At 73.1% G+C, this 20,598-nt stretch carries 20 protein-coding genes, 1 pseudogene and 1 riboswitch; of the genes and pseudogenes, 11 read left to right on the forward strand and 10 right to left on the reverse strand.

Annotation, left to right across the window (positions count from 1 at the left end; translation table 11 throughout):
- Window positions 1–123 precede the first annotated feature (123 nt).
- Together ABTY62_RS25505 and ABTY62_RS25510 are read left to right on the forward strand one after the other, a co-directional pair.
- A complete protein-coding gene (locus ABTY62_RS25505; protein WP_502997515.1) occupies window positions 124–1,473 on the forward strand; it encodes a class II 3-deoxy-7-phosphoheptulonate synthase in 1,350 nt (449 codons plus the stop codon).
- A gap of 141 nt (window positions 1,474–1,614) precedes the next feature.
- Window positions 1,615–1,866: a (2Fe-2S)-binding protein gene (locus tag ABTY62_RS25510; protein ID WP_352131747.1), complete on the forward strand. Its 252-nt coding sequence runs from the start codon at window positions 1,615–1,617 to the stop codon at window positions 1,864–1,866.
- 44 nt (window positions 1,867–1,910) lie between these two features.
- Here the strand turns inward: ABTY62_RS25510 and bfr are convergent, their stop codons facing one another.
- Window positions 1,911–2,390 (reverse strand): bacterioferritin, encoded by a 480-nt coding sequence (bfr, locus tag ABTY62_RS25515; protein ID WP_311724711.1) that lies wholly within the window; start codon window positions 2,388–2,390, stop codon window positions 1,911–1,913.
- Window positions 2,391–2,547: 157 nt separating this feature from the next.
- Between bfr and ABTY62_RS25520 the strand changes: the two genes are divergently transcribed.
- Entirely contained in the window at window positions 2,548–3,171 is a 624-nt protein-coding gene (locus ABTY62_RS25520) for a sulfite oxidase-like oxidoreductase (RefSeq protein ID WP_352131748.1), read from the forward strand.
- 48 nt (window positions 3,172–3,219) lie between these two features.
- Here ABTY62_RS25520 and ABTY62_RS25525 read toward each other — a convergent pair whose 3' ends face one another.
- The 7 genes from ABTY62_RS25525 to thiO form a co-directional block, all read right to left on the reverse strand.
- Complete coding sequence (locus tag ABTY62_RS25525; RefSeq protein ID WP_352131749.1) at window positions 3,220–3,765, reverse strand: DUF4396 domain-containing protein; 546 nt, start codon at window positions 3,763–3,765, stop codon at window positions 3,220–3,222.
- A 78-nt stretch (window positions 3,766–3,843) separates the two neighbouring features.
- Window positions 3,844–4,722 carry a deoxyribonuclease IV gene (locus ABTY62_RS25530; RefSeq protein WP_352131750.1) on the reverse strand — a complete coding sequence of 293 codons (879 nt, stop codon included), beginning with the start codon at window positions 4,720–4,722 and terminating at the stop codon, window positions 3,844–3,846.
- A 303-nt stretch (window positions 4,723–5,025) separates the two neighbouring features.
- The gene (gene pknB / locus ABTY62_RS25535; RefSeq protein WP_352131751.1) at window positions 5,026–6,975 is read right to left on the reverse strand and encodes a Stk1 family PASTA domain-containing Ser/Thr kinase; all 1,950 of its coding nucleotides are present in this window, start codon (window positions 6,973–6,975) and stop codon (window positions 5,026–5,028) included.
- Window positions 6,976–7,535: 560 nt separating this feature from the next.
- A complete protein-coding gene (locus ABTY62_RS25540; RefSeq protein ID WP_352131752.1) occupies window positions 7,536–7,988 on the reverse strand; it encodes an SRPBCC domain-containing protein in 453 nt (150 codons plus the stop codon).
- 26 nt (window positions 7,989–8,014) lie between these two features.
- Entirely contained in the window at window positions 8,015–8,848 is an 834-nt protein-coding gene (locus ABTY62_RS25545) for a thiazole synthase (protein ID WP_352131788.1), read from the reverse strand.
- 31 nt (window positions 8,849–8,879) lie between these two features.
- The gene (thiS, locus tag ABTY62_RS25550; protein ID WP_385348906.1) at window positions 8,880–9,080 is read right to left on the reverse strand and encodes a sulfur carrier protein ThiS; all 201 of its coding nucleotides are present in this window, start codon (window positions 9,078–9,080) and stop codon (window positions 8,880–8,882) included.
- An 8-nt stretch (window positions 9,081–9,088) separates the two neighbouring features.
- The gene (gene thiO / locus ABTY62_RS25555) at window positions 9,089–10,348 is read right to left on the reverse strand and encodes a glycine oxidase ThiO (protein WP_352131753.1); all 1,260 of its coding nucleotides are present in this window, start codon (window positions 10,346–10,348) and stop codon (window positions 9,089–9,091) included.
- Window positions 10,346–10,459: riboswitch (TPP riboswitch) on the reverse strand. It overlaps the preceding gene by 3 nt.
- A gap of 212 nt (window positions 10,460–10,671) precedes the next feature.
- On the opposite strand from thiO, the gene ABTY62_RS25560 reads away from it, so the two are divergent.
- The 5 genes from ABTY62_RS25560 (at window position 10,672) to ABTY62_RS25580 (ending at window position 15,234) form a co-directional block, all read left to right on the forward strand.
- On the forward strand, window positions 10,672–11,850 hold the full coding sequence (locus ABTY62_RS25560) for an NAD(P)/FAD-dependent oxidoreductase (protein WP_352131789.1): 1,179 nt from the start codon (window positions 10,672–10,674) through the stop codon (window positions 11,848–11,850).
- Between the two features lie 114 nt (window positions 11,851–11,964).
- On the forward strand, window positions 11,965–12,330 hold the full coding sequence (locus ABTY62_RS25565) for an Rv2175c family DNA-binding protein (RefSeq protein WP_311724720.1): 366 nt from the start codon (window positions 11,965–11,967) through the stop codon (window positions 12,328–12,330).
- A gap of 178 nt (window positions 12,331–12,508) precedes the next feature.
- Window positions 12,509–13,171, forward strand: a complete 663-nt coding sequence (gene thiE / locus ABTY62_RS25570) for a thiamine phosphate synthase (RefSeq protein ID WP_352131754.1) — start codon at window positions 12,509–12,511, stop codon at window positions 13,169–13,171.
- 146 nt (window positions 13,172–13,317) lie between these two features.
- Window positions 13,318–14,235, forward strand: coding sequence for a methylenetetrahydrofolate reductase [NAD(P)H] (metF, locus tag ABTY62_RS25575; protein WP_352131755.1), 918 nt, complete (start codon window positions 13,318–13,320; stop codon window positions 14,233–14,235).
- A gap of 39 nt (window positions 14,236–14,274) precedes the next feature.
- The gene (locus ABTY62_RS25580) at window positions 14,275–15,234 is read left to right on the forward strand and encodes a hypothetical protein (protein WP_352131756.1); all 960 of its coding nucleotides are present in this window, start codon (window positions 14,275–14,277) and stop codon (window positions 15,232–15,234) included.
- Between the two features lie 86 nt (window positions 15,235–15,320).
- Here the strand turns inward: ABTY62_RS25580 and ABTY62_RS25585 are convergent, their stop codons facing one another.
- Window positions 15,321–16,889: a phytoene desaturase family protein gene (locus tag ABTY62_RS25585; RefSeq protein ID WP_352131757.1), complete on the reverse strand. Its 1,569-nt coding sequence runs from the start codon at window positions 16,887–16,889 to the stop codon at window positions 15,321–15,323.
- Between the two features lie 477 nt (window positions 16,890–17,366).
- Window positions 17,367–17,975, reverse strand: a pseudogene (locus ABTY62_RS25590) (TetR/AcrR family transcriptional regulator); the annotation flags it as partial.
- Between the two features lie 273 nt (window positions 17,976–18,248).
- Here ABTY62_RS25590 and ABTY62_RS25595 point away from each other — a divergent pair.
- The 3 genes from ABTY62_RS25595 (at window position 18,249) to ABTY62_RS25605 (ending at window position 20,424) form a co-directional block, all read left to right on the forward strand.
- Window positions 18,249–18,785: an SAV_6107 family HEPN domain-containing protein gene (locus ABTY62_RS25595; protein WP_352131758.1), complete on the forward strand. Its 537-nt coding sequence runs from the start codon at window positions 18,249–18,251 to the stop codon at window positions 18,783–18,785.
- A 179-nt stretch (window positions 18,786–18,964) separates the two neighbouring features.
- Window positions 18,965–19,747 (forward strand): methyltransferase, encoded by a 783-nt coding sequence (locus tag ABTY62_RS25600; protein ID WP_352131759.1) that lies wholly within the window; start codon window positions 18,965–18,967, stop codon window positions 19,745–19,747.
- Window positions 19,748–20,028: 281 nt separating this feature from the next.
- The gene (locus tag ABTY62_RS25605) at window positions 20,029–20,424 is read left to right on the forward strand and encodes an SCO2097 family morphological protein (RefSeq protein WP_311724729.1); all 396 of its coding nucleotides are present in this window, start codon (window positions 20,029–20,031) and stop codon (window positions 20,422–20,424) included.
- The last annotated feature ends 174 nt before the right edge of the window (window positions 20,425–20,598 follow it).

The raw sequence follows: 20,598 nt of genomic DNA on the forward strand, positions 1-20,598 counted from the left end.
GAGCCCCGCGGAAACCTCGCTCGCCGGACGGGAGCCGTGCGGCCCGCGGCCGGGGCGGCGGAAGGTGTCTCAACCTGTGGGCAGGGGGCTGGACGCGCGGGGGGACCCCGTAACCTTGCTGGCGTGACCGTGAACGCTGAAACCCACACCGGTGGCCACACCTGGAAGTCTCTTCCCGCGGCGCAGCAGCCCGACTGGCCGGACCAAGCGGCTCTGCGCGAGGTGATCGCCGAGCTCGAGTCCTATCCGCCGCTCGTTTTCGCGGGCGAGTGCGACCAGCTGCGGGAGCGTCTGGGAGCCGTGGCCCGGGGTGAGGCGTTTCTGCTCCAGGGCGGCGACTGCGCCGAGGCGTTCGACGCCGTGGGCGCGGACCAGATCCGCAACAAGCTGAAGACGCTGTTGCAGATGGGCGCCGTGCTGACCTACGCCGGGCAGATCCCGGTGGTGAAGGTCGGGCGGATCGCCGGCCAGTACAGCAAGCCGCGCTCCAAGCCGACCGAGACCCGTGACGGGGTGACCCTGCCGACCTACCGCGGCGACTCGGTCAACGGCTTCGAGTTCACCGAGAAGGCCCGGATCCCGGACCCGCAGCGGCTCAAGCGGATGTACCAGGCCTCCGCCTCGACGCTGAACCTCGTGCGCGCCTTCACCACCGGCGGCTACGCGGACCTGCGCCAGGTGCACGCCTGGAACCAGGACTTCGTGAAGTCGTCCCCCGCGGGGCAGCGCTACGAGGCGCTGGCGCGCGAGATCGACCGGGCGATGAACTTCATGAACGCCTGCGGGGTGGACCCGGAGGAGTTCAGGACCGTCGAGTTCTTCGCCTCGCACGAGGCGCTGATCCTGGACTACGAGTCGGCGCTGACCCGCACGGACTCCCGTACGGGCGAGCTGTACGACGTGTCCGGCCACATGGTGTGGATCGGCGAGCGCACCCGCCAGCTGGACGGGGCGCATATCGAGTTCGCATCGCGGATCCGCAACCCCGTCGGGGTGAAGCTCGGCCCGTCGACGACGCCGGAAGACGCGCTGGCGCTGATCGAGCGGATCGACCCGAACCGCGAGCCCGGCCGGCTCACCTTCATCACCCGGATGGGCGCGGACAAGGTCCGCGACAAGCTGCCCGACCTGGTGGAGAAGGTCACGGCCTCCGGCGCCCAGGTGGTCTGGGTCTGCGACCCGATGCACGGCAACACCTTCGAGGCGGCGTCCGGGCACAAGACGCGGCGCTTCGACGATGTGCTGGACGAGGTCAAGGGCTTCTTCGAGGTCCACAAGGGTCTCGGCACCCACCCGGGCGGCATCCACATGGAGCTGACCGGCGACGATGTGACCGAGTGCGTGGGCGGCGGCGACGAGATCTTCGTCGACGATCTGCACCAGCGCTACGAGACGGCCTGCGACCCGCGGCTCAACCGCAGCCAGTCGCTGGACCTGGCGTTCCTGGTCGCGGAGATGTACCGCGACCAGTGACATGCCGAGGCCGGTGACATACCGGGACTGAACGGTGCGATGGGGCGCGGATCACAACGATCCGTGCCCCATCGGCGTTGTCCGCCCTCCCGAGGGGACGGTAAGGTAAGGGTTACCTCACTGATCGATCTGGAGAGCCGCGTGTACGTCTGCTCATGCTTCGGCATCACCGAGAAGCAGGTGCGCGAGCACGCCGAGTCCGGCGCCTGCACCCCGCGCCAGATCGCCGGCGCCTGCAAGGCCGGCACGGACTGCGGCTCCTGTGTGCGGCGCATCCAGGCGCTGCTCGGCCGCGGGGCGTGCCCCCGGCGCGAGTCGCTGGACACGCTCGGCCCGGCCGGTATGCCCGCCGTCGCGTCGGCGTCCGGGCCCCAGGTCGCGGAAGCCGCGTAACGCCCCGATCTGGTCTGCGGTCGGGTCTGCGGTCAGGTCTCCGCTCAGGTGTCCGGCTGTTCGATCTGCTGGGCGATGTACAGCCCCTCGCCGAGCTTCTCGATCAGCGCGAGCTGGGTTTCGAGATAGTCGATGTGCTGCTCCTCGTCGGCGAGGATGTCCTCGAAGATATTGGCCGAGGTGATGTCGCCCTTGGTCCGCATGACCTCGATCCCGCGCTTGAGGCGGTCGATGGCCTCGATTTCCACCTGGCGGTCCGCCTGGAACATCTCGGTGACCGACTGGCCCACGCGCACATGGAACAGCCGCTGGTAATTGGGCAGCCCGTCCAGGAGAAGGATCCGGTCGGTGATCACCTCGGCGTGCTTCATCTCGTCGAACGATTCCGCCCGGGTATACGTCGCGAGCTTCGTCCAGCCGAAGTTCTCCTGCATCTTCGAATGCAGGAAGTACTGATTGATCGCGGTCAGCTCGCCGGTCAGCTGCTCGTTGAGAAACTCGAGGACCTCGGGGTCGCCCTGCATCGAAGGGGCTCCTTCCAATCCGAACGGGGACGGCCGGTTGTGCGCATCGTCGCACCGCCCATCCGGAGCGTCCAGTAAGTGCACGCTTAGTACGAGTTGCCCGGATAGCTACCGCCCTGGTCACGACCACCCCCGAAGGTCTGACACCATGGAGCCCATGGGTCAGTCGGAAAGCCGCGAGGGGGAGCTCGGATCGCTGCCTCCGGGGCAGCGGCTGCAACGCGGTTGGCCGGTTACGCACTATGGGCCGGTGCCCAAGTTCAAGCCGGACCGCTGGGAGTTCCGGGTCTTCGGCGCCACGGCCGACGGGGAAAAGCACGCCTGGACGCATGACGAGTTCTCGGCGCTTCCGTACTCCACCGTCATGGCCGATCTGCACTGCGTGACGAAATTCAGCATGCTGGGCGCGGAATGGGGCGGCGTGACGGCGCGCCGGATCGCGGAACTCGCGCCGCCCGCTCCCGGGGTCACGCATGTGATGGTGTGGGCGGAGTACGGCTTCAGCTCGAATCTGCGGCTCTCGGATTTCACCGCGGAGAAGACCATCTTCGCCACGCACAAGGACGGCGAACTGCTCACCGCCGAGCACGGTTTTCCGGTCCGGCTGGTCGTTCCCCATCTCTACGCCTGGAAGGGGCCCAAATGGGTCCGGGGTGTGGAGTACATGACCGCCGACCGCCGCGGCTTCTGGGAGGAGCGCGGCTACCACAACATCGGCGACCCGTGGAGCGAGCAGCGCTACTCCTACCAGGAGCAGCCGGGGGACGGCCCGGAGCTCTAGGGGTCGGCCCGGAGCTCCAGGCGTCGGCGGTCGGCGGTGCCGGCGGCGTCAGTGGTACTGGTGCACCACGGCGTGGCCCTTGCCGCGGCCGATCATCCACCGGTTGACGGGGGTGGTCACGGCGAAGGCGACCACGAAGGACAGCGCCAGGCTGAGCCAGAACAGTGCGTCGGCCAGCGTTGCGTCCATCGCCCCCGGGAAGACCAGGATGGTCGCGTTGTCGGCGAGCTCCATCACGGCGATCGAGACGGTGTCCGCGGCGAGCGCGACCCGAAGGGCGGCCCGCAGGTCCAGCCCGGCGCGCAGGACGCCGCGGATGGTGAGCGAGTAGCCGAAGACGAAGGCGAGCACGATCGCCAGGACCATGGTCGGGACGTTGTGCCAGCCGAGCGCGGTGCCGATGGCCATGCCCAGGACCTCGCCGATGGCGCAGCCGGTGAGGCAGTGCAGCGTGGCCTGCATGGCCATGGCCCAGCTCGCCGGGGCGTGACCGCTGTGGCCGCCGTGACCTGCGTGGCCGCCGTGATCTGCGTCGCCGGCGTGTTCGCTGTGGTCGGCGTGGCCGTCATGGGTGGCGTGGCCGTGGTGCTCCATCGGATCCCCCCGGAGGGTAGTGGCGTGTCCGTCGCCTGGCGGAAACACCATACCCCCCTGGGGTATTCCCGGGTCCTGTCAGCCGTCGCGGAGCCTCTTGAGCCGCGCCACGTCCGCCGCGTGCCCCTCCTTGCCGCCCGGGGTCTCGATCACCAGCGGCACCCCCTTGGTCGCCGGATGCCGGAACAGCTCCCGGAACGGATCGGCGCCGATATGGCCCGCGCCGATGTTCTCGTGCCGGTCCTTGTGGGCCCCGGCGACGTCCTTGGAGTCATTGGCGTGGATCAGTTTCAGCCGCTCCTTGCCCGTGACCGAGACCAGCTCGTCCAGCGTCTTCTTCATCCCGCCCGGGGCTGCCAGATCATGACCGGCGGCGAAGACATGGCAGGTGTCCAGGCAGACCCCCAGCTTCGGATGGCGGTCCAGCGCGTCGAAGTACGGTCCGAGATCCTCGACCAGCGAACACAGCGAGGAGCCCTGTCCGGCGGTCGGCTCGAGCAGCAGCCAGGGGTCGTCGTCGTGGAGCTCGTCGAGCAGGGGCAGCATCCGTTCCCGTACCTGGGCGAGCGCCTTGGGCCGCGCCCGGCCGCCGGTGGCCGAGCCCGTGTGCACCACGACGCCCGGCGCGCCGATGGCGCGGCCCCGCCGCAGCGAGTGGCGCAGCGAATCGACCGACCGCTCGGCCGTCTCGGCCGTGTGCGAGCCGAAGTTGATCAGGTAGGGGGCGTGCACATACGCCTGGATGGACTGGTCGGCACACGCCGCACGGAACTTCTCGTCCTGCGCCGCCACCCCGCGCGGGGTCGCCCAGCCGCGCGGATTGGCGACGAAGACCTGGACGACCTCGGCGCCGATGTCGCGGGTGTACGGCAGGCCGATGGTGGCCAGGCCGCCAGCCACCCGGATATGGCCGCCGACCGGATTGCGGTCGCGGGCGCGCTTCTTGGACGTACTCACGAGCCCAGAGTGCCAGCCCCGGCCCGGCCCCCGTGCGCCGGGCCCGGGCCGCCGACCCGGAGGGGCCGGCGCCCAGCCCTGTCCGGCGGATCTTGACGCCTGCGGCGGCCACGCTGCGGAGCAGCAAATCGACGCGGCGCCCCCACCCCGCCCCTTCCCTCAACCGAGGCTCTGCCCCAGACCCTGAGGTCCAGGGGCGAGGCCCTTGCCGCGCGGCGGAGCCCCGCGCGGCGGAGCCGCACATCGGCAGGGGCTCGACACTGAGGGAAGGGGCGGGGTGGGGAAAGATCCGCCGGACACCCCCTAGAGGACTCCCTTGACCTTGATCGTGATCGTGCTGCCCTTGGGCGCCTCGTCCCCGCCGTCCACCGACTGGTCGGTGACCGTGTCGCCGGGGAACAGCAGCGGCTTGTCCACGTCGACCTCGAAGCCCGCCGCCTCCAGGGCCGCCGTGGCGTCGTCCACGGACTCGCCCGTGACGTCCGGCACCTCGATCATCTCCTGGCCCTTGGACAGGGTCAGGGTGATGGTGTCGCCCTTGGCACCCTTGGTGTCCCCGTCCGAGGAGGACTGCTCCGCGACCGAGCCCGCGTCCTCGTCCGAGAACACCCGCTCCTCCGCGATCTTCACCTTGAAGCCCGCGTCCTCGAGGTCGGACCGGGCGTCGTCCTCGTCCTCGCCGACCACATCGGGGATCTCGATCTCGGGGCCCCTGCTGACCACGATCCCCACGGTGGTGTTCGGCCGGCGAGTGGTGCCGGCCTTCGGGTCGGTGCTGAGCACCGAGCCCTGCGGCGTCTCGGAGCTGAAGGTCTTGGTCACCTCGCCGATGGACAGATTCGCGTCCGAGATCTGCTGCTTCGCCTCCGTGAGCGGCATGCCCACGACATTGGGGACCTGGGTGCGCGGCGGCCCGTCGGAGATGTGGATCGTCACCGTGCCGGTGTTGCGAATCTGCTTGCCGCCGCCCGGGTCGGTCTTGATGACCTTGCCCTTGTCCACGACATCGCTGAACTCCCGGGTGACCTTCACCTCGAGCCCGGCGTCCTTCAGCTTCTTCCGGGCGTCCGCCTCGGACTTGCCCAGCACATAGGGCACCTTGGTGAACTGGCCGGAATTGATGTACCAGACGCCCACCCCGATGCCGAGCGCGAGCAGCACACCGACGACGATCGTCACGATCCCGCGGCGCGGCAGCCGGCCGCGGCCGGCGGACTGCCGGGGACGACCGGTCTGCGGTGGCTCCGGCGGGAGCTCCAGCCTGCTGGTGAGATTGAGCTGCTGATCATCGGCGGGCACCGGCCCCCCGATGCCGCCGACGGGGCGCGGGATCACGCTCGTACGGTCCTCGGAGCCGTCGTGCGCGTCCGCCCTGGCCTGCGGGGGTACGGCGTCGAGCTGCTCCTCGGTCAGCGCGGCCCGCGCGGCCCGCGCGAGGCCGAGCAGCTCGACCGCGTCGGCGGGGCGCTGGGCGACCTCGCGCGCGGTGGCCTTGGCGACCAGGCCGTCCAGCTCGGGCGCGACCCCGGGCGCGGTCGCCGACGGCGCGGGCACGTCCTCGTTGAGGTGCTGGAAGAGGACCTGCGCCGGGGTGGTGCCGGTGTGCGGCTTGGCGCCGGTCAGCATCTCGTAGAGCACCACGCCGCAGGCGTAGACATCGCTGCGGGTGTCGGCCGTGCCGTGCTCGATCTGCTCGGGCGCGAGATAGGACACGGTGCCCAGCACGGTGCCGGTGGAGGCGCTGGTGTTGGAATCCACGGCCCGGACCAGCCCGAAGTCGGCGACCTTCACCCGGCCGTCGTCGCCGATCAGCACGTTCTCCGGCTTCATGTCGCGGTGGACGAACCCCGCGCGGTGCGCCGCCCCGAGCGCGGCCAGCACCGGCTCCAGGATGTCCAGCGCGGCCCGCGGCTGAAGCGCCCCGCGCTCGCGCAGCACATCGCGCAGCGTGCACCCGGCGACGTACTCCATCGCGAGATAGACGTGGGAGCCGTCGGTGCCCTGGTCGAAGACGCCGACCACATTGGGGTGGGCGAGCCTGGCCACGGACTTCGCCTCGCGGATGAAGCGCTCGACGAAGGCGTCGTCGGTGGCGAGCGACTGATGCATCACCTTCAGGGCCAGCACCCGGTCGAGCCGGGTGTCGACGGCCCGGTAGACCGTCGCCATGCCGCCCACCGCGATGCGCGCGTCGACGCGGTAGCGGCCGTCGAGCAGCTGTCCGACCAGGGGGTCATGCAGGGTCGTATCCACGAGAGAGGAGTCTACGAGCCCGATCCGACACGCCAGGACACCAGCGCGGCCCGGCCGCGGGACTGGTGCCGAACGGTGACACCGGGCGCCGCGGGGGTGCGGCTTTCGCCGCGTCTGGCCTTGCCACGAAGGCGTGTTCCGGCGGATCTCCCGCCGGCCCGGCCCTCGGACCCCGCCGGCGGGCCCCGGTGGCGAGCGAGTCGGTCGCGGCGGAGCCACGCGCCGCCCGTTCCGCCCCAGGGGCTCCTGGACCTCGGCGGGGGCCCCGGTCGCGTGAGCGGATCGCGGCGGAGCTTTATGCGCCGCCTGTTCCGCTCCACGGGCTCCTGGACCCCGGCGGCGGGCCCGGGGCGGCCCGGCTCTTGTGCTGTGAGGCGCGCCCCGCGGGCGGCGCCGTAGGCCGCGGCGGCACGGCTCGGCTCCGCACCACGGCCCCACCCCGGCCCGTGGGGCCACACCTGAGGCCCGGGGGCTGGGGCGGGAGCCCCAGTTGTGGGAAGGGGCGGGTGGGGGAGCTGTGCCGCCGCAGCCCACGACGGCGCGCGGTCGCCGGACAGGGCCTAGTTGTGCGACGCCGCGGCCAGCGCGGCCAGTTCCTCCAGCGCGGTGGTCCAGGTCGCCGCCGCGTACTCCGCGTGCTTGGCCTTCGCGGCGTCCGGGACCGCGAGTGCCCGGATGCCGCTCTCGGCCAGGCGGAGCCGGGTGCCGGGGCCCTCGGGGGAGAGGGCGAACTCCACCAGGGTCGAGTCGCCCGGTGCCGCGCCCAGGGGCTGGTCCGGCTCGCTCGCCAGCCGGAAGCGGAACAGCGCGTCCGGCACCGCCCGCTCCACCCGGCCGTGGAACTCGCCCTGCTCGTCCCAGCGGAAGCGGAGCGTCCCGCCGGAGCGCGGGTCGATCTCGCAGCCCCCGAACGCGTACCAGGCGCGGATGTGCTCCGGGGTCGTCAGCACCCGCCATACGCGGTCGACGGGCGCGGGGATGTACACCTCGCGCTCGATCCGGTCGGCCACCATGTCACCCACGCTAGCCGCTCACCGGCCTACCCGAAGGCCGGGCGCTCCGGGTCGAACGCGGCGAGCCCCTCGGCGGGTGAGGACGCGTGGGCGAAGTGGCGGCGCGGGATGCGGCCGGCCCGGTGGGCCAGCCGTCCGGCCCGGACCGCGTGCCGCATGGCCTCGGCCATCAGGACGGGTTCCTGCGCCCGGGTGACGGCGGACGCCAGCATCACCGCCGCGCAGCCCAGCTCCATGGCGAGCGCCGCGTCCGAGGCGGTGCCCGCGCCCGCGTCCAGGATCACCGGGACCGTGGCGCGCTCGACGATCAGCTGGAAGTTGTGCGGGTTGCGGATGCCGAGACCGGAGCCGATGGGGGAGCCCAGCGGCATGATCGCGGCACAGCCCACCTCCTCCAGCCTGCGGGCCAGCACCGGGTCGTCGTTGGTGTACGGCAGGACGGTGAAGCCGTCGTCCACCAGCGTCTCGGCGGCGTCCAGCAGCTCGACCGGGTCGGGGAGCAGGGTGCGCTCATCGGCCACCACCTCCAGCTTCACCCAGTCGGTGCCGAGGGCTTCCCGCGCGAGCCGGGCGGTCAGCACCGCCTCCCCGGCCGTGAAACACCCGGCGGTGTTGGGCAGCACGCGGATGCCGTGCCGGTCGAGCACCGACAGGACCGAGCCCTGCACGGTGGGGTCCAGACGGCGCATGGCGACGGTGGTGAGCTGCGTGCCGGAGGCCAGCAGCGAGCGCTCCAGGATCTCCAGGCTGGGCGCCCCGCCGGTGCCCATGATCAGACGGGAGGAGAAGGCGGTCCCCGCGATGGTGAGCGGGTCCGGCGCCGGGGCGGGGTGGGCGGCGGCGTACGTGGTGTCGTCCATGGTCTCGTGCATGGTTTCGGCCATCCGGGGTTCAGCCTCCTTGGACCGCGGTGAGGACCTCGACCCGGTCCCCGTCGCCGAGCGGGGTGGCGGGCCACTGGCCGCGCGGGACGACCTGTTCGTTGACGGCCGCGGCGACCCCCGAGCGCGCCCGGGTCAGCTCCGCGACCAGCAGGTCGAGGGTCGTGCCGCCGGGGAGCTCGCGGGGCTCGCCGTTCACGGAGACGGTCATGGAGGCGCTCATGCGGGCTGCTCCTGCGGTACGGGTGGGGTGGGGTGGGCGGCGGGGAAGCGCCGCGGGGAGAACGGCCGGGCCTCGTCCGGGAGCTCACCGCGCGTCAGCACCTCGGCCATGACATCGCCCGTGACGGGGGTGAGGAGAACGCCGTTGCGGTAGTGGCCGGTGGCCACGGACAGCCCGGGCAGCGCGCTCGGGCCCAGCAGCGGCGCGTTGTCGGGGGAGCCGGGGCGCAGCCCGGCGCAGGTCTCGACGAGCGGCAGCTCGGTGAGGCCGGGCACCAGCTCATGGGCGTCGCGCAGCAGTTCGTAGACGCCGCCCGCGGTGACCGTGGTGTCCCAGCCGAGCTCTTCCGAGGTGGCGCCGACGACCAGCTCGCCGTTCTCGCGCGGCACCAGATAGACATGCCCGCCGCGCACCTCGGCCCGTACGGTCCTGGACAGGAACGGCGCGTACGCGGGCGGCACGCGCAGCCGCAGCACCTGGCCCTTGACCGGGCGCACGGGGGGCAGCACGTCCTCGGGGACGCCCGCGAGCCGCCCGCTGAGGCTGCCCGCGGCCAGCACGGTCCGCTCGGCCGCCAGCCGTGTGCCGTCGGCGAGTTCGGCGCCGGTCGCGCGGTCCGCCGCGAGCGTCAGCCGCTCCGCGCGGGACCGGTGGAAGGCCACCCCGGCGCGCTCGCACGCCGTCAGCAGCGCCGCCGCCAGGCGCCGCGGGTCGACCTGGTGGTCGCCGTCCACCCGCAGGCCCCCGCGCACGCCCGGCGCGAGCATCGGCTCCAGGCGGCGGCATTCGCGCCCCGTCAGCCACTGCGACTCCAGCCCGAGCCGCCGCTGGAAGTCATGGAGTTCGCGGAGCTGGGCGCGGTCGTCGGGGTCGAAGGCCACGGCGAGCGTGCCGCAGGCGCGATAGCCGACGTCCTGGCCGCTCGCCTCCTCCAGCTCGGCCACGAAGTCCGGATAGCGGCGCGCGGAGGCCAGGTTGAGCGCGAGCAGCGTCTGCTCGCCGTAGTGGAGCTCGGTGACGGCCGCGAGCATCCCCGCCGCGACCTGCGCCGCGCCGCCGCCGGGCGCCGGGTCGGCGACGGCGGTGCGCAGGCCCCGCAGGGCCGCCCGCCACGCGGTGACCAGGCCGATGACGCCGCCTCCGATGACCAGCGCGTCGTACGACCCGTCCGGCCGCGTACCTGAGGATGGCCGCGTGCCTGAGGATGGCCGCGTACCCGAGGATGTGCGTGACGGCGTACGTGATGATGCGTGCATGGGCGTGACGCCCCTCCCTTCGCCGGCATGACCCGGATCAGGTTCGTACGGTCGGAGGCCGCTTCAGCCTCCCTCTCAGCCCGGTGCGTCCGGGCTCCCGCGAGAGCTTCGTCCCGCCACCCTAGTACGAGGCCGGAACCGCCCGGAAGGGCGAGTCCCCGGCCACGGGGTGTGCCAGTGCCCGCTGTGCCGGAGATCTCGTCCGTCGGTTCTCCGGTCGGCACCGCACACCGTCTTAGAGTGATCGTGTGAGCGATGAGACGACGACGAAGTCGGCATCCCCGGAGGGCAACGGCCGGCAGGTGGTGATCGTCGGCGCGGGAATGGCCGGAGTCCAGACCGCCGTCGCGCTGCGCGACCAGGGCTGGACCGGCTCCATCCTGCTGCTCGGCGCCGAGGCGCACCAGCCGTACGACCGGCCGCCGCTGTCCAAGGCCGTGCTGCTCGGCAAGGCCGAGGGCTCCGCCTTCGACGTGGACTTCGAGGCGCTCGGCGTCGAGTTGCGGCTCGGCGTGTCCGTCACGGGCCTGGACACCGGCGCGCGGCGGCTGGAGACCGAGTCGGGGCCGGTGCCGTACGACGTCCTGGTGATCGCCACCGGCGCCGAGCCGATCACCCTGCCCGGCTCCGAGGGCGTGCCGGGGGTGCATCTGCTGCGCACGCTCGACGACGCGGAGCGGCTGCGCCCGGTGCTCGCCGGGCAGCGCGAGATCGTGGTGGTCGGGGCGGGCTGGATCGGCGCGGAGTTCGCCACGGCGGCGCGCGAGGCGGGCTGCGCCGTGACCGTGGTGGAGGCCGCCGACCGCCCGCTGGCGAGCGCCCTCCCCGCCGAGGTCGCCGCCCCCATGGCCGGCTGGTACGCCGACTACGGCGTCGAGCTGATCACCGGCGCGGCGGTGGCCGCCGTGGACGAGCGGGGGCTGCTGCTCGGCGACGGCACCCGGCTGCCGGCCGACGCGGTGGTCGTCGGCATCGGGGCGCGGCCCGCCACGGGCTGGCTGGCCGGCTCGGGCGTCGAGCTGGCCGCGGACCGGTCCGTCGTCGCCGACGAACAGCTGCGCACCACCGTGCCGGACGTCTACGCCGTCGGGGACTGCGCGTCGTTCCCCTCCGCCCGCTACGGCGAGCGGCTGCTGGTGCACCACTGGGACAACGCCCTCCAGGGGCCGCGCACCGTCGCCACCAATGTGGTCGGCAGCGGGACCGCGCACTTCACCGGTTCGGTCTACGACCCGGTGCCGTACTTCTGGTCCGAGCAGTTCGGCCGCTTCGTGCAGTACGCGGGCCACCACGCCGCCGCCGACGAACTCGTCTGGCGCGGCGACCCGGCGGGCGCGGCCTGGTCGGTGTGCTGGCTGCGCGAGGGGGCGCTGGTCGCCCTGCTGGCGGTCGGCCGTCCGCGCGATCTGGCCCAGGGCCGCAAGCTGATCGAACAGGGCTCCCGGCTGGACCGCGCCCGCGCCGTGGACCCGTCGGTGCCGCTGAAGTCGGCGGTCCTGTGACCCTCGCCGCGCCCCGGCGGCGCCCCCGGCCGCGGGCCGGCGGACGGCGGCCGGGCCGAGGCTGTACCGGGTGCCCGACTACCCACTGTCAGTCCCAGATGGCAGGCTTGTCCCGTGACCGAGATTGACGCAAAGATCGATGCTCTCGTCCCCGCCTGGCTCACCCTCCCCGACGTCGCCGAACGGCTGGGCGTCGAGGTGACGCGCGTGCGGCAGCTGGTCAAGGAGGGTCAGCTGATCGCGGTGCGCCGTGGCGAGAACCGGGTGCTTCAAGTGCCCGCCGAGTTCATCGGTGACGAAAAGGTCGTCAAGGGCCTGGTGGGCACCCTGACACTGCTGAAGGACGACGGCTTCAGCGACGAGGAGATGCTGGAGTGGCTCTTCACCCCGGACCCGAGCCTCCCCGGCACCCCGGCCCAGGCCCTGCGCGAGAACCGCGGCACCGAGGTGAAGCGCCGCGCCCAGGCGCTCGCCGTATGAGCCGAAGCCACGGCCGACCCGCCGCACCCATCCGCACCGTTCGCACCATCCGTACCGTCCCTACCGTCTGAATCACCACCCGCACCGTCTGAATCACCACCCGCCGAATCACCACCCGCGGCGTACGGGCCGGCCGCTCCGGCCCGTACGCCGCCGACCCTGGGGGAAAGCCGTCCCGATGGCCACCGCCGCCACCACCGCCCGTCGGCAGCTCGCCGACGCCCGGCTCTATCTGTGCACCGACGCGCGCCGGCGCCAGGGCGATCTGCCGGAGTTCCTGGACGCCGTGCTGGGATCGGGGGTGGACATCGTCCAACTGCGCGACAAGGGCATGGAGGCCCGCGAGGAGCTGGACCACCTCGCGGTGTTCGCCGACGCCTGCCGCCGCCACGGCAGGCTGCTGGCGGTCAACGACCGGGCGGACGTCGCCCATGCCATCGGCTCCGATGTGCTGCATCTGGGCCAGGGCGATCTGCCGGTCCCGGCGGCGCGCGCGATCCTCGGCGAGGATGTGCTGATCGGGCGGTCCACTCACGCGCCGGCCGAGGCGGAGGCCGCGGCCGCCGAGCCCGGCGTCGACTACTTCTGCACCGGGCCCTGCTGGCCCACCCCCACCAAGCCGGGGCGGTCCGCCCCCGGGCTGTCGCTGGTGCGCCACACCGCCGCCCTGAAGCCCGCGCGGCCCTGGTTCGCCATCGGCGGCATCGACGCCTCGAATCTGGACGAGGTGCTGGAGGCGGGGGCCCGGCGGGTCGTCGTGGTGCGGGCGATCACCGAGGCCGACGACCCCGGCGCGGCCGCCGCCGAGCTGGCCAAGCGGGTGCGCGCCCACGGCCTGTGAGCGCCGCCGCTGCGGGGTGCCGCTGCGGGGTGCCTCGGCCCGCCCGTCGGCGGCAGGGTGTCCGCAGTGCGGACCAGGACCCGGCGAAAAGGGCATAACGTCACGGTCCACTGGGCGTGCGCCCCTGCGCTGGCTAACCTTCCCGTATGGCCCTTGGTACAGCTTCCACCAGGACGGATCGCGCACGGACGGTGCGTGATCTGCTCGCGTCAGGCGAGCAGTCGTACTCCTTCGAGTTCTTCGCCCCGAAGACGGAGAAGGGCGAGCAGACACTGTGGAACGCCATCCGTCGGCTCGAAGCCGTCTCTCCGACCTTCGTCTCCGTGACCTACGGCGCGGGCGGCTCCTCCCGTGAGGGGACCGTGCGCGTCACCGAGCGCATCGCGACCGACACCACGCTCACCCCGGTCGCCCACCTCACCGCCGTCAACCACTCCCGCGCCGAGCTCCGCAACGTCATCGGACAGTACGCGGACGCCGGGATCCGCAACATGCTGGCGCTGCGCGGCGATCCGCCCGGCGACCCGATGGGCGAGTGGGTCCGCAACACCGACGGTGTCACCTACGCCGCCGAACTGGTCCAGCTGATCAAGGAATCGGGGGACTTCTGTGTCGGCGTCGCGGCCTTCCCCGAGATGCACCCCCGCTCCACGGACTGGGACACCGACATCCGCCACTTCGTGGACAAGTGCCGCGCGGGCGCCGACTTCGCGATCACCCAGATGTTCTTCTACGCGGAGGACTATCTGCGGCTGCGTGACCGGGTCGCCGCAGCGGGCTGTACGACGCCGATCATCCCTGAGATCATGCCCGTCACGAACGTGCGGCAGATCGAACGGTTCGCGCAGCTGAGCAACGCCGCCTTCCCGCCGGACCTCGCGGAGCGGATCCTGGCGGTGAAGGACGACGCGGCGGCTGTACGCTCGATCGGAATCGACTACGCCACGGAGTTGTGCGCGCGGTTGATGGCCGAGGAGATTCCCGGACTTCACTTCATTACGCTGAACCACTCCCCGGCGACACTGGAGATCTACGAGAATCTGGGACTGCATCAGCGGTCCTGAAGACGGCAGCCGACGGGCGGCCGCACGAGAGGGGCGGGCATGGGCTGGACGGTCCTCTACATCGCGTTTGGCGTCGTCGCGCTGTGGCTGCTGGGAGAGGTGCTGCTGCAATACAAGGCGCGGCTGCGCTGGCGGCTCCTCGCCTTCACCGGCTTCCTCGGGGTGGTGGTCGGCGTACTCATCCCGTCCGTGCTGGTGATCGGCGCGGGCGCGATCACCTTCGCGATCGGCCAGACGTACGTCACGCTGTCCTTCCGGCGCGGCTTCGCCGCCGGGTGGGCGCTGCGCGGGGTGCCGGGCCTGAGCCGCGGCGATGACGACGACGACAGGGATGTCCCGCCCGCGATGGATGCCGAGCCGACGCTCCAGGTCTCCGACCTGGAGGCGGTCCCGGTGGCCGAGCAGGAGCCGCCCGCGTACCGGCCGGAGCCGCTGCCCGACGACACGGGCGAGTACGGCGTCTACGGCGGCTCCGCCACGCAGGCCGCCGCGCAGGCGGCGCCGGGCGCCGCCGGGGCCGGTGGCGGCTACGGCGGTTATGAGAGCTACGGCGGCTACGGCACCCAGGACGGCCAGGACTACGCCGCGGCCCAGGGCCACAGCAACGGCCAGGACGTCTACGCGGACGCCGGGCAGTACGGGTACGACGCCGGGGCGTACGCGGGCTACACCGACCCGTACGCCGGCTCCCAGCAGCAGGGGTACGAGCAGCAGCAGGGCGGTCAGCAGTACGCCGACCAGCACCAGCAGTACGCCGGGCAGTACACCGCCTACGGGCAGGACCAGTACGGCGGCGGGGGCCACGGCGACCACTACGCAGCGGAGCCCTCGTACGGCGGGCAGCAGCAGTACGCCCCCGACGCGGGGATGCAGCCCGGCGGGGGGTGGGTCCCCCAGCAGCGCGATGGCGACACGGGACTCCCGCAGGACCAGCCGCCGTACCCGTACCAGCAGCAGGACTACAACAACGGCGGCTACGACGAGCGGTACCGCTACTGACGGCTGACGGCTGACGGCTCTTGACGGGGCGGTGCGGGGCTTCCCGCGCCGCCCCCGTCGCGTCACTGCCCCGTCGCGTCACCCCGTCACTGCGAGCCGCGCCACTCCGCGCCGTCGACGATCAGCCCGGCCACCATCGCGCCGGACATCCCCGCATGGGCCAGCCCGCCGCCCGGATGCGCCCAGCCGCCCGCCAGATACAGGCCCGGCATCCGGGTCAGATTCGCGGGCCGCAGAAAGCGGCCCTCCGCGCCGGCCAGGGCGGGCCCGGGCACCGCGCCGCCCGTGGCGCCGGTGTCCGCGGCGGTGTCGGCGGGGGTGCGCACCTCGCGCCACAGCAGCCGGTCGCGCAGCCCCGGTATGGCCGCCTCCGCGGCCGCCACGAGCCGCTCCGCGTCCTCCTCGGCCGCCGTGCCGTCCATCCAGTCCACCGGGCCGTGCGGGGCGACGGTGGCGGTGAGCGTGACGGCCTCGTGGTCCTCGTCGGGGCGGGTCGTGGGGTCGTCCGGGCGCAGCACGGTCACCGTGGGGTGGGGGCAGGGCTCGCGCAGCCCGTCCTGGTCGTCACCCGCCGCGCCGAAGACGGCGGCCAGCTCCGCGGCGCGATCCGGGGCGTGGACCACGGTGCGGTGTGCCGTGCCCTGGGGGCGGGCGCCGCGCAGCGCGACGAGGACGGTGAGCCGCCCCGCCGCCCCGCCCGGTTCGCTGCCCGGCCCGCCGCCGGGCCGTACATCGCCCTCGCGCCACGGCTCGGCCCCGCCCAGCAGCGCGGGCAGCAGCGCCGGGTCGACGGCGGCCACCACCGCGTCCGCCTCCGCCACCGAGCCGTCCGCCAGCTCCACGCCCGCCGCGCGGCCGTCCTTCTCGAGGATGCCGACGACCTCGGCATCGAAGCTGAACCGCACCCTCCGCGCCCGGCAGCGCTCGTACAGCGCGTCGGCCAGCGCCCGCATCCCGCCGCGCACGTACCAGCTGCCGAAGGTCTGCTCCAGATAGGGCAGCACCGCGGCGGCGGCCGGAGCGGTGCGCGGGTCCAGGCTGTGCGCGACGGCGTGGCTCTCCAACAGGGCGACGGCCCTGGGGTCCTTCAGCTCGCGGCGCGCCACGTCGGCGAGGGTGGCCGGCTGCCCGCCGTCCCGCCGCAGCCACCCGGAGATCCCGCGGCGGACCGGCGCCGGATACGGGTCGCGGCCCAGGGTCCGCCAGTCCGCGCGCAGCGGCTCCTCCAGCAGCGGTCTGCGGGTGGCGTCCCACGCCTCGCGCGCCCGGTTGACCAGGTCGCTCCAGCGCTCGCCCGCGCCCGCGCCGAAGGCGTCGTCCAGCGCCCGGACGACCCCCGCCCGCGAGGCGTTGGGCAGCGTGACCTTGGTGCCGTCGGCGAAGACATGTCTGCTCGCGGGGTCGACCTGGGTCAGCTCGACAGACTGCTCCAGGGTCTCCTTGCCGGTCTTCACGAACAGATCGCGATAGACCGCGGGCAGATGGAGCAGGCCGGGGCCGGTGTCGAAGGCGAAGCCGTCCCGCTCGAAGCGCCCGACCCCGCCGCCATAGGTCCGCCCGCGCTCGTACACCGCCACCTGGTGGCCCGCGACGGCCAGCCGGGCGGCGGCCGCCATGGCGCCCATCCCAGCGCCGATCACCGCAATCCGTGCCATGACCGCGACTTTATCCGCCGCCACCGACAACCGGGCACCGCGGCCTGGGGACGAGTGCCCAGGGCTTGAGTACGTGTACCTAGGCGGTCAGATGAGTAGCCGCGCGGATGGGGTATGACCTGCATGGACGGGAGAGTGGTGAGCGCGGAAGGGGCGCGGCGCCGGACCGCCGACACGGGGCGGCGGAACGGCGCGGCGACCCGGACGGGGTCCCCCACGGGAACCGTGGGGGATTACGGGGGGGCGAGGCTCCCCCGGCTCTGCCGGGAGTGCCCCTCTTCCGGCGCGGTTCGATCGGGGTTCGAACCGCGCCAGAACAGGGGGCCCGGTGGTGGCCGGGGCCCTGTCCGGCCCGTCGGCCCGGGCTCACCCCGAGGTCCGGGCGCCCTCGGCCGGGGCCCCGACACTCTTGACCGGGGCTCCGACACCCTTGGCCAGGGCTCCGACGCTCTCGGCCGGGGCTCCGACACCCTTGACCGGGGCTCCGCCCACTCGGCCCTGGAGCAGCCGCGACAGCGCGGCGTGCACATCGTCCAGCGGCCGCTCCGGCTGGTACGACTGCCAGTCCAGCGCCGCCACCAGCACCATCCCGAACAGCGCCGAGGCCGTCAGCGGGATGTCGACGTCCTCGCCCAGCTCCCGCGCGGCCACGCCCTCCCGCAGCACCGACTCGATCACCGCCGTGGCCTGCCGCCGCACCACCATCAGCGTCGACTGCCAGGCGCGGTTGGTGCGCCACAGCTCGGCCACGTACAGCTGGGTCAGCGCCGGGTGGCGCGCGATGAAGTGCAGGCCCGCGCGGACCATGGCGTCCAGCGCGTCGGCATGGCTGCCGCCGCGCTCGGCCGTCTCGTCGGCGGCGCTCTGAAGCGAGGCGGTCAACAGCCCGATGCCGTGCCGCAGCAGCTCCTCGAAGAGCACGGTCTTGCTCGCGAAGTTGTAGTAGACCGTGCCCTTGGCCACTCCGGCCCGCTCGGCGATCTCGTCCACCGTGGTGGAGGAGAACCCCTGCTCCGCGATGAGGGTGACCGCTGCCTCGAAAAGCTTCTGCCGGGTGGCCTGGCGTCGCGTGCTGCTGCTGTCCATGGCGCTGATTGTGCACGCTGCCGAAGTGGCCCCGCTCACAGGTCCGTTACCCAAGACGATCACATGTCCGGTTCCGGGCGGGCCGCTTCACCGACCCGGCGCGCCCCCGGTCCGCCCCCGCCGCGCGGACCGGGCGGCGGGCGCGGGCCGCCGTGGTGCTGCGAGGCGTTCGCGCAGGTCAGAGGGGATTGTCAGTGGTGTGCCCCACGATGGGTCCATACGGCGGTCGCTATACCACACAGCCGGCCGCCACGCGACGACAGGAGGTTCGTCATGGCCAGTACCGCCGCAGCGCGCCGGCACCGTGCCGCCGCCGCCCCTGCCCCTTCGTTGACCGGTCCCGCGAGCGATGTCCACCCCGTGCTGCGCCGCGCGTCCGCGCCGCCCGCCGCGCTCGACCTGCTGTCCCAGGCACACCAGGGCCTGGAGGAGGCCGGAGGCCTGGAGACCGCCAACGAGCGCTTCGCCACCGCCCATCTGGCCGCCCTGCGCACGGCGGCAGCCGTGCTCGCCGTGCGCGGCCGCCCCGAGCCCACCGCGCGCCGCCGCGCGCGGATCCGCAGCGCCTGGGAAGTGCTGCCCGAAGTCGCCCCCGAACTGAGCGAGTGGAGCGCACTGTTCGCCGCGGGCGCCGATCGCAGGGCCCGCGCCGAGGCGGGCATACCGGGCGCGGCGACCTGCCGGGAGGCAGACGATCTGCTGCGCGCCGTCGCGATGTTCCTGCGCCTGGTCGAGCGGATGCTGTCCCTCCAGCCCGTCCTGCCCCAGCAGCCACAGTCGGCCGTGCCCGGCGGGAAGGAAGGCGCGTAGGCCCCGCTCCCGGCGCCCGGGAGGCAGGTTCCGGGGGCGCGGGAGCCGGTCCGGGGGCGCGGCCCCCGGACCGGCGCGCGGCGCGGGGCGGCGGAGGCAATAGGCTGGGAGCGTCGACGTCAGTAACTCGTCGTCACCGCCGGAGGCGGTGGCGGCATCGCGCCGAGGAGCCACCCGCTGTGTCAGATCCGCTGCGCCCCCGTGCGTCCCTCCGTACCGCCGTGGTGTGGGAGGTCCTCAAAGACGCCCTGGACCGCCGGGTCAAGGCGGCGGGCCAGCGCCCCGACGCCGGCGAGCGCGTGCCCGGTGTGCTCGAGGTGCTCGACACCGGAGGCGGCAGCGGCAACTTCGCGGTGCCGGTCGCCCGCCTCGGCCACCGTGTCACGGTGGTCGACCCGAGCCCCAACGCGCTGTTCGCGCTGGAGCGGCGGGTCGCCGAGGCCGGGGTCGCCGACCGGGTGCGCGGGGTCCAGGGCGACGCCGCCGACCTGTTCGACGTGGCCGAGCGCGGCGGCTATGACGTGGTGCTGTGCCATGGCGTGCTGGAGTACGTGGACGACCCGGCCGAGGGCCTGCGGAACGCGGTGGCGGCCCTGCGCCCGGCGGGCACCCTCAGCGTGCTCGCCGCGGGCCTCGGCGGCGCCGTGCTCGCCCGGGCGCTGGCCGGCCACTTCACCGAGGCCCGGCAAGCGCTTGCCGACCCGGCGGGCCGCTGGGGCGCCGGTGACCCGATGCCCCGCCGCTTCACCCCCGAGCAGCTGACCGAGCTGGTCACGGAGGCGGGGCTGGAGGTCGGCGCGGTGCACGGTGTGCGGGTCTTCGCCGATCTGGTGCCCGGCGTGCTGGTCGACACCGAGCCCGACGCCCTGGAGGCCCTGCTTCAGCTGGAGGCCGCGGCCGCCGAGCTGCCCGCCTTCCACGCCGTGGCCACCCAGCTGCACGTTCTCGCCGAGCGCGACTGAGCGCTACCGGCCGTCCGGCCTGGGTGACCGTCTGAGCGGTCCGCGCAGGTGGAGTAGGCCACAGGCCCCCCGATCGGCCGCCTGGCCCCGTATGATCGAGGTACACCGTCCGGCATGGCGGATCGGCGGGAGGGGAATGCACGTCTCAGCGTCAACAAGCGCCGCGCGCGTACTGGTGGCGAATTGGCGCAGAGGGGCGGGTTTCACGGGGGCGATTCCCTGCCTATCCTGAAAGGGTCGCACCCCGGTCGCCCCCCGCGACCGACGAGTAGGAGGACTCCGTGCCGCTCTCGGAGCACGAGCAGCGCATGCTCGAGCAAATGGAGCGAGCGCTGTACGCCGAAGACCCCAAGTTCGCGACAGCGCTTGAGGGCAGCGGCCTGCGCACGTACACCCGGCGACGGGTCTATCAGGCGATCGCGGGCTTTCTGGTAGGCGTTGCGCTCCTGATGGTCGGCGTGATCATCCCGCAGCAGATCTGGATCAGCGTGGTGGGCTTCCTCGTCATGCTGGGGTGCGCCGGGCTGGCGGTGACCGGCTGGCGCAAGGCGCCCAAGCCCGGCGAGCGGCCTCAGGCGGGCGGGCCCGCAGCCCGTGGCCAGAGCCGTTCGCGCCGGTCCATGATGAGCCGGATCGAGGAGCGGTGGCAGCGCCGCCGCGACGAGCAGGGCCACTGAGCCGACATCGGCGAGCACGCGCGGCGGTTTGTGCCCGCCGCGCGTGCAAACGCGCATATCGATGCGTCACGCGCCGCTGATACCGGGCGCCTGTGACAGCAGGCGCCTGTGACACCAAGGCATTCACGGCACAAGGGACGACAGCGCGCCATACGTGAGACGTGAGGGGCGGCC

Origin of the sequence: Streptomyces sp. NPDC097640 (assembly GCF_040302705.1) — a bacterium.
GTDB lineage: Bacteria > Actinomycetota > Actinomycetes > Streptomycetales > Streptomycetaceae > Streptomyces.

Excerpts from the sequence above, each read along its gene's own strand:
- thiE (WP_352131754.1), top strand. The coding sequence starts at position 12,509 with ATGGCCACCGCCGCCACCACCGCCCGTCGGCAGCTCGCCGACGCCCGG.
- ABTY62_RS25525 (WP_352131749.1), bottom strand. The coding sequence starts at position 3,765 with ATGGAGCACCACGGCCACGCCACCCATGACGGCCACGCCGACCACAGC.
- metF (WP_352131755.1), top strand. The coding sequence starts at position 13,318 with ATGGCCCTTGGTACAGCTTCCACCAGGACGGATCGCGCACGGACGGTG.
- ABTY62_RS25560 (WP_352131789.1), top strand. The coding sequence starts at position 10,672 with ATGGCCGGAGTCCAGACCGCCGTCGCGCTGCGCGACCAGGGCTGGACC.
- thiO (WP_352131753.1), bottom strand. The coding sequence starts at position 10,348 with ATGCACGCATCATCACGTACGCCGTCACGCACATCCTCGGGTACGCGG.
- bfr (WP_311724711.1), bottom strand. The coding sequence starts at position 2,390 with ATGCAGGGCGACCCCGAGGTCCTCGAGTTTCTCAACGAGCAGCTGACC.
- ABTY62_RS25545 (WP_352131788.1), bottom strand. The coding sequence starts at position 8,848 with ATGGACGACACCACGTACGCCGCCGCCCACCCCGCCCCGGCGCCGGAC.
- ABTY62_RS25580 (WP_352131756.1), top strand. The coding sequence starts at position 14,275 with ATGGGCTGGACGGTCCTCTACATCGCGTTTGGCGTCGTCGCGCTGTGG.
- ABTY62_RS25585 (WP_352131757.1), bottom strand. The coding sequence starts at position 16,889 with ATGGCACGGATTGCGGTGATCGGCGCTGGGATGGGCGCCATGGCGGCC.
- thiS (WP_385348906.1), bottom strand. The coding sequence starts at position 9,080 with ATGACCGTCTCCGTGAACGGCGAGCCCCGCGAGCTCCCCGGCGGCACG.
- ABTY62_RS25540 (WP_352131752.1), bottom strand. The coding sequence starts at position 7,988 with ATGGTGGCCGACCGGATCGAGCGCGAGGTGTACATCCCCGCGCCCGTC.
- ABTY62_RS25520 (WP_352131748.1), top strand. The coding sequence starts at position 2,548 with ATGGGTCAGTCGGAAAGCCGCGAGGGGGAGCTCGGATCGCTGCCTCCG.
- ABTY62_RS25595 (WP_352131758.1), top strand. The coding sequence starts at position 18,249 with ATGGCCAGTACCGCCGCAGCGCGCCGGCACCGTGCCGCCGCCGCCCCT.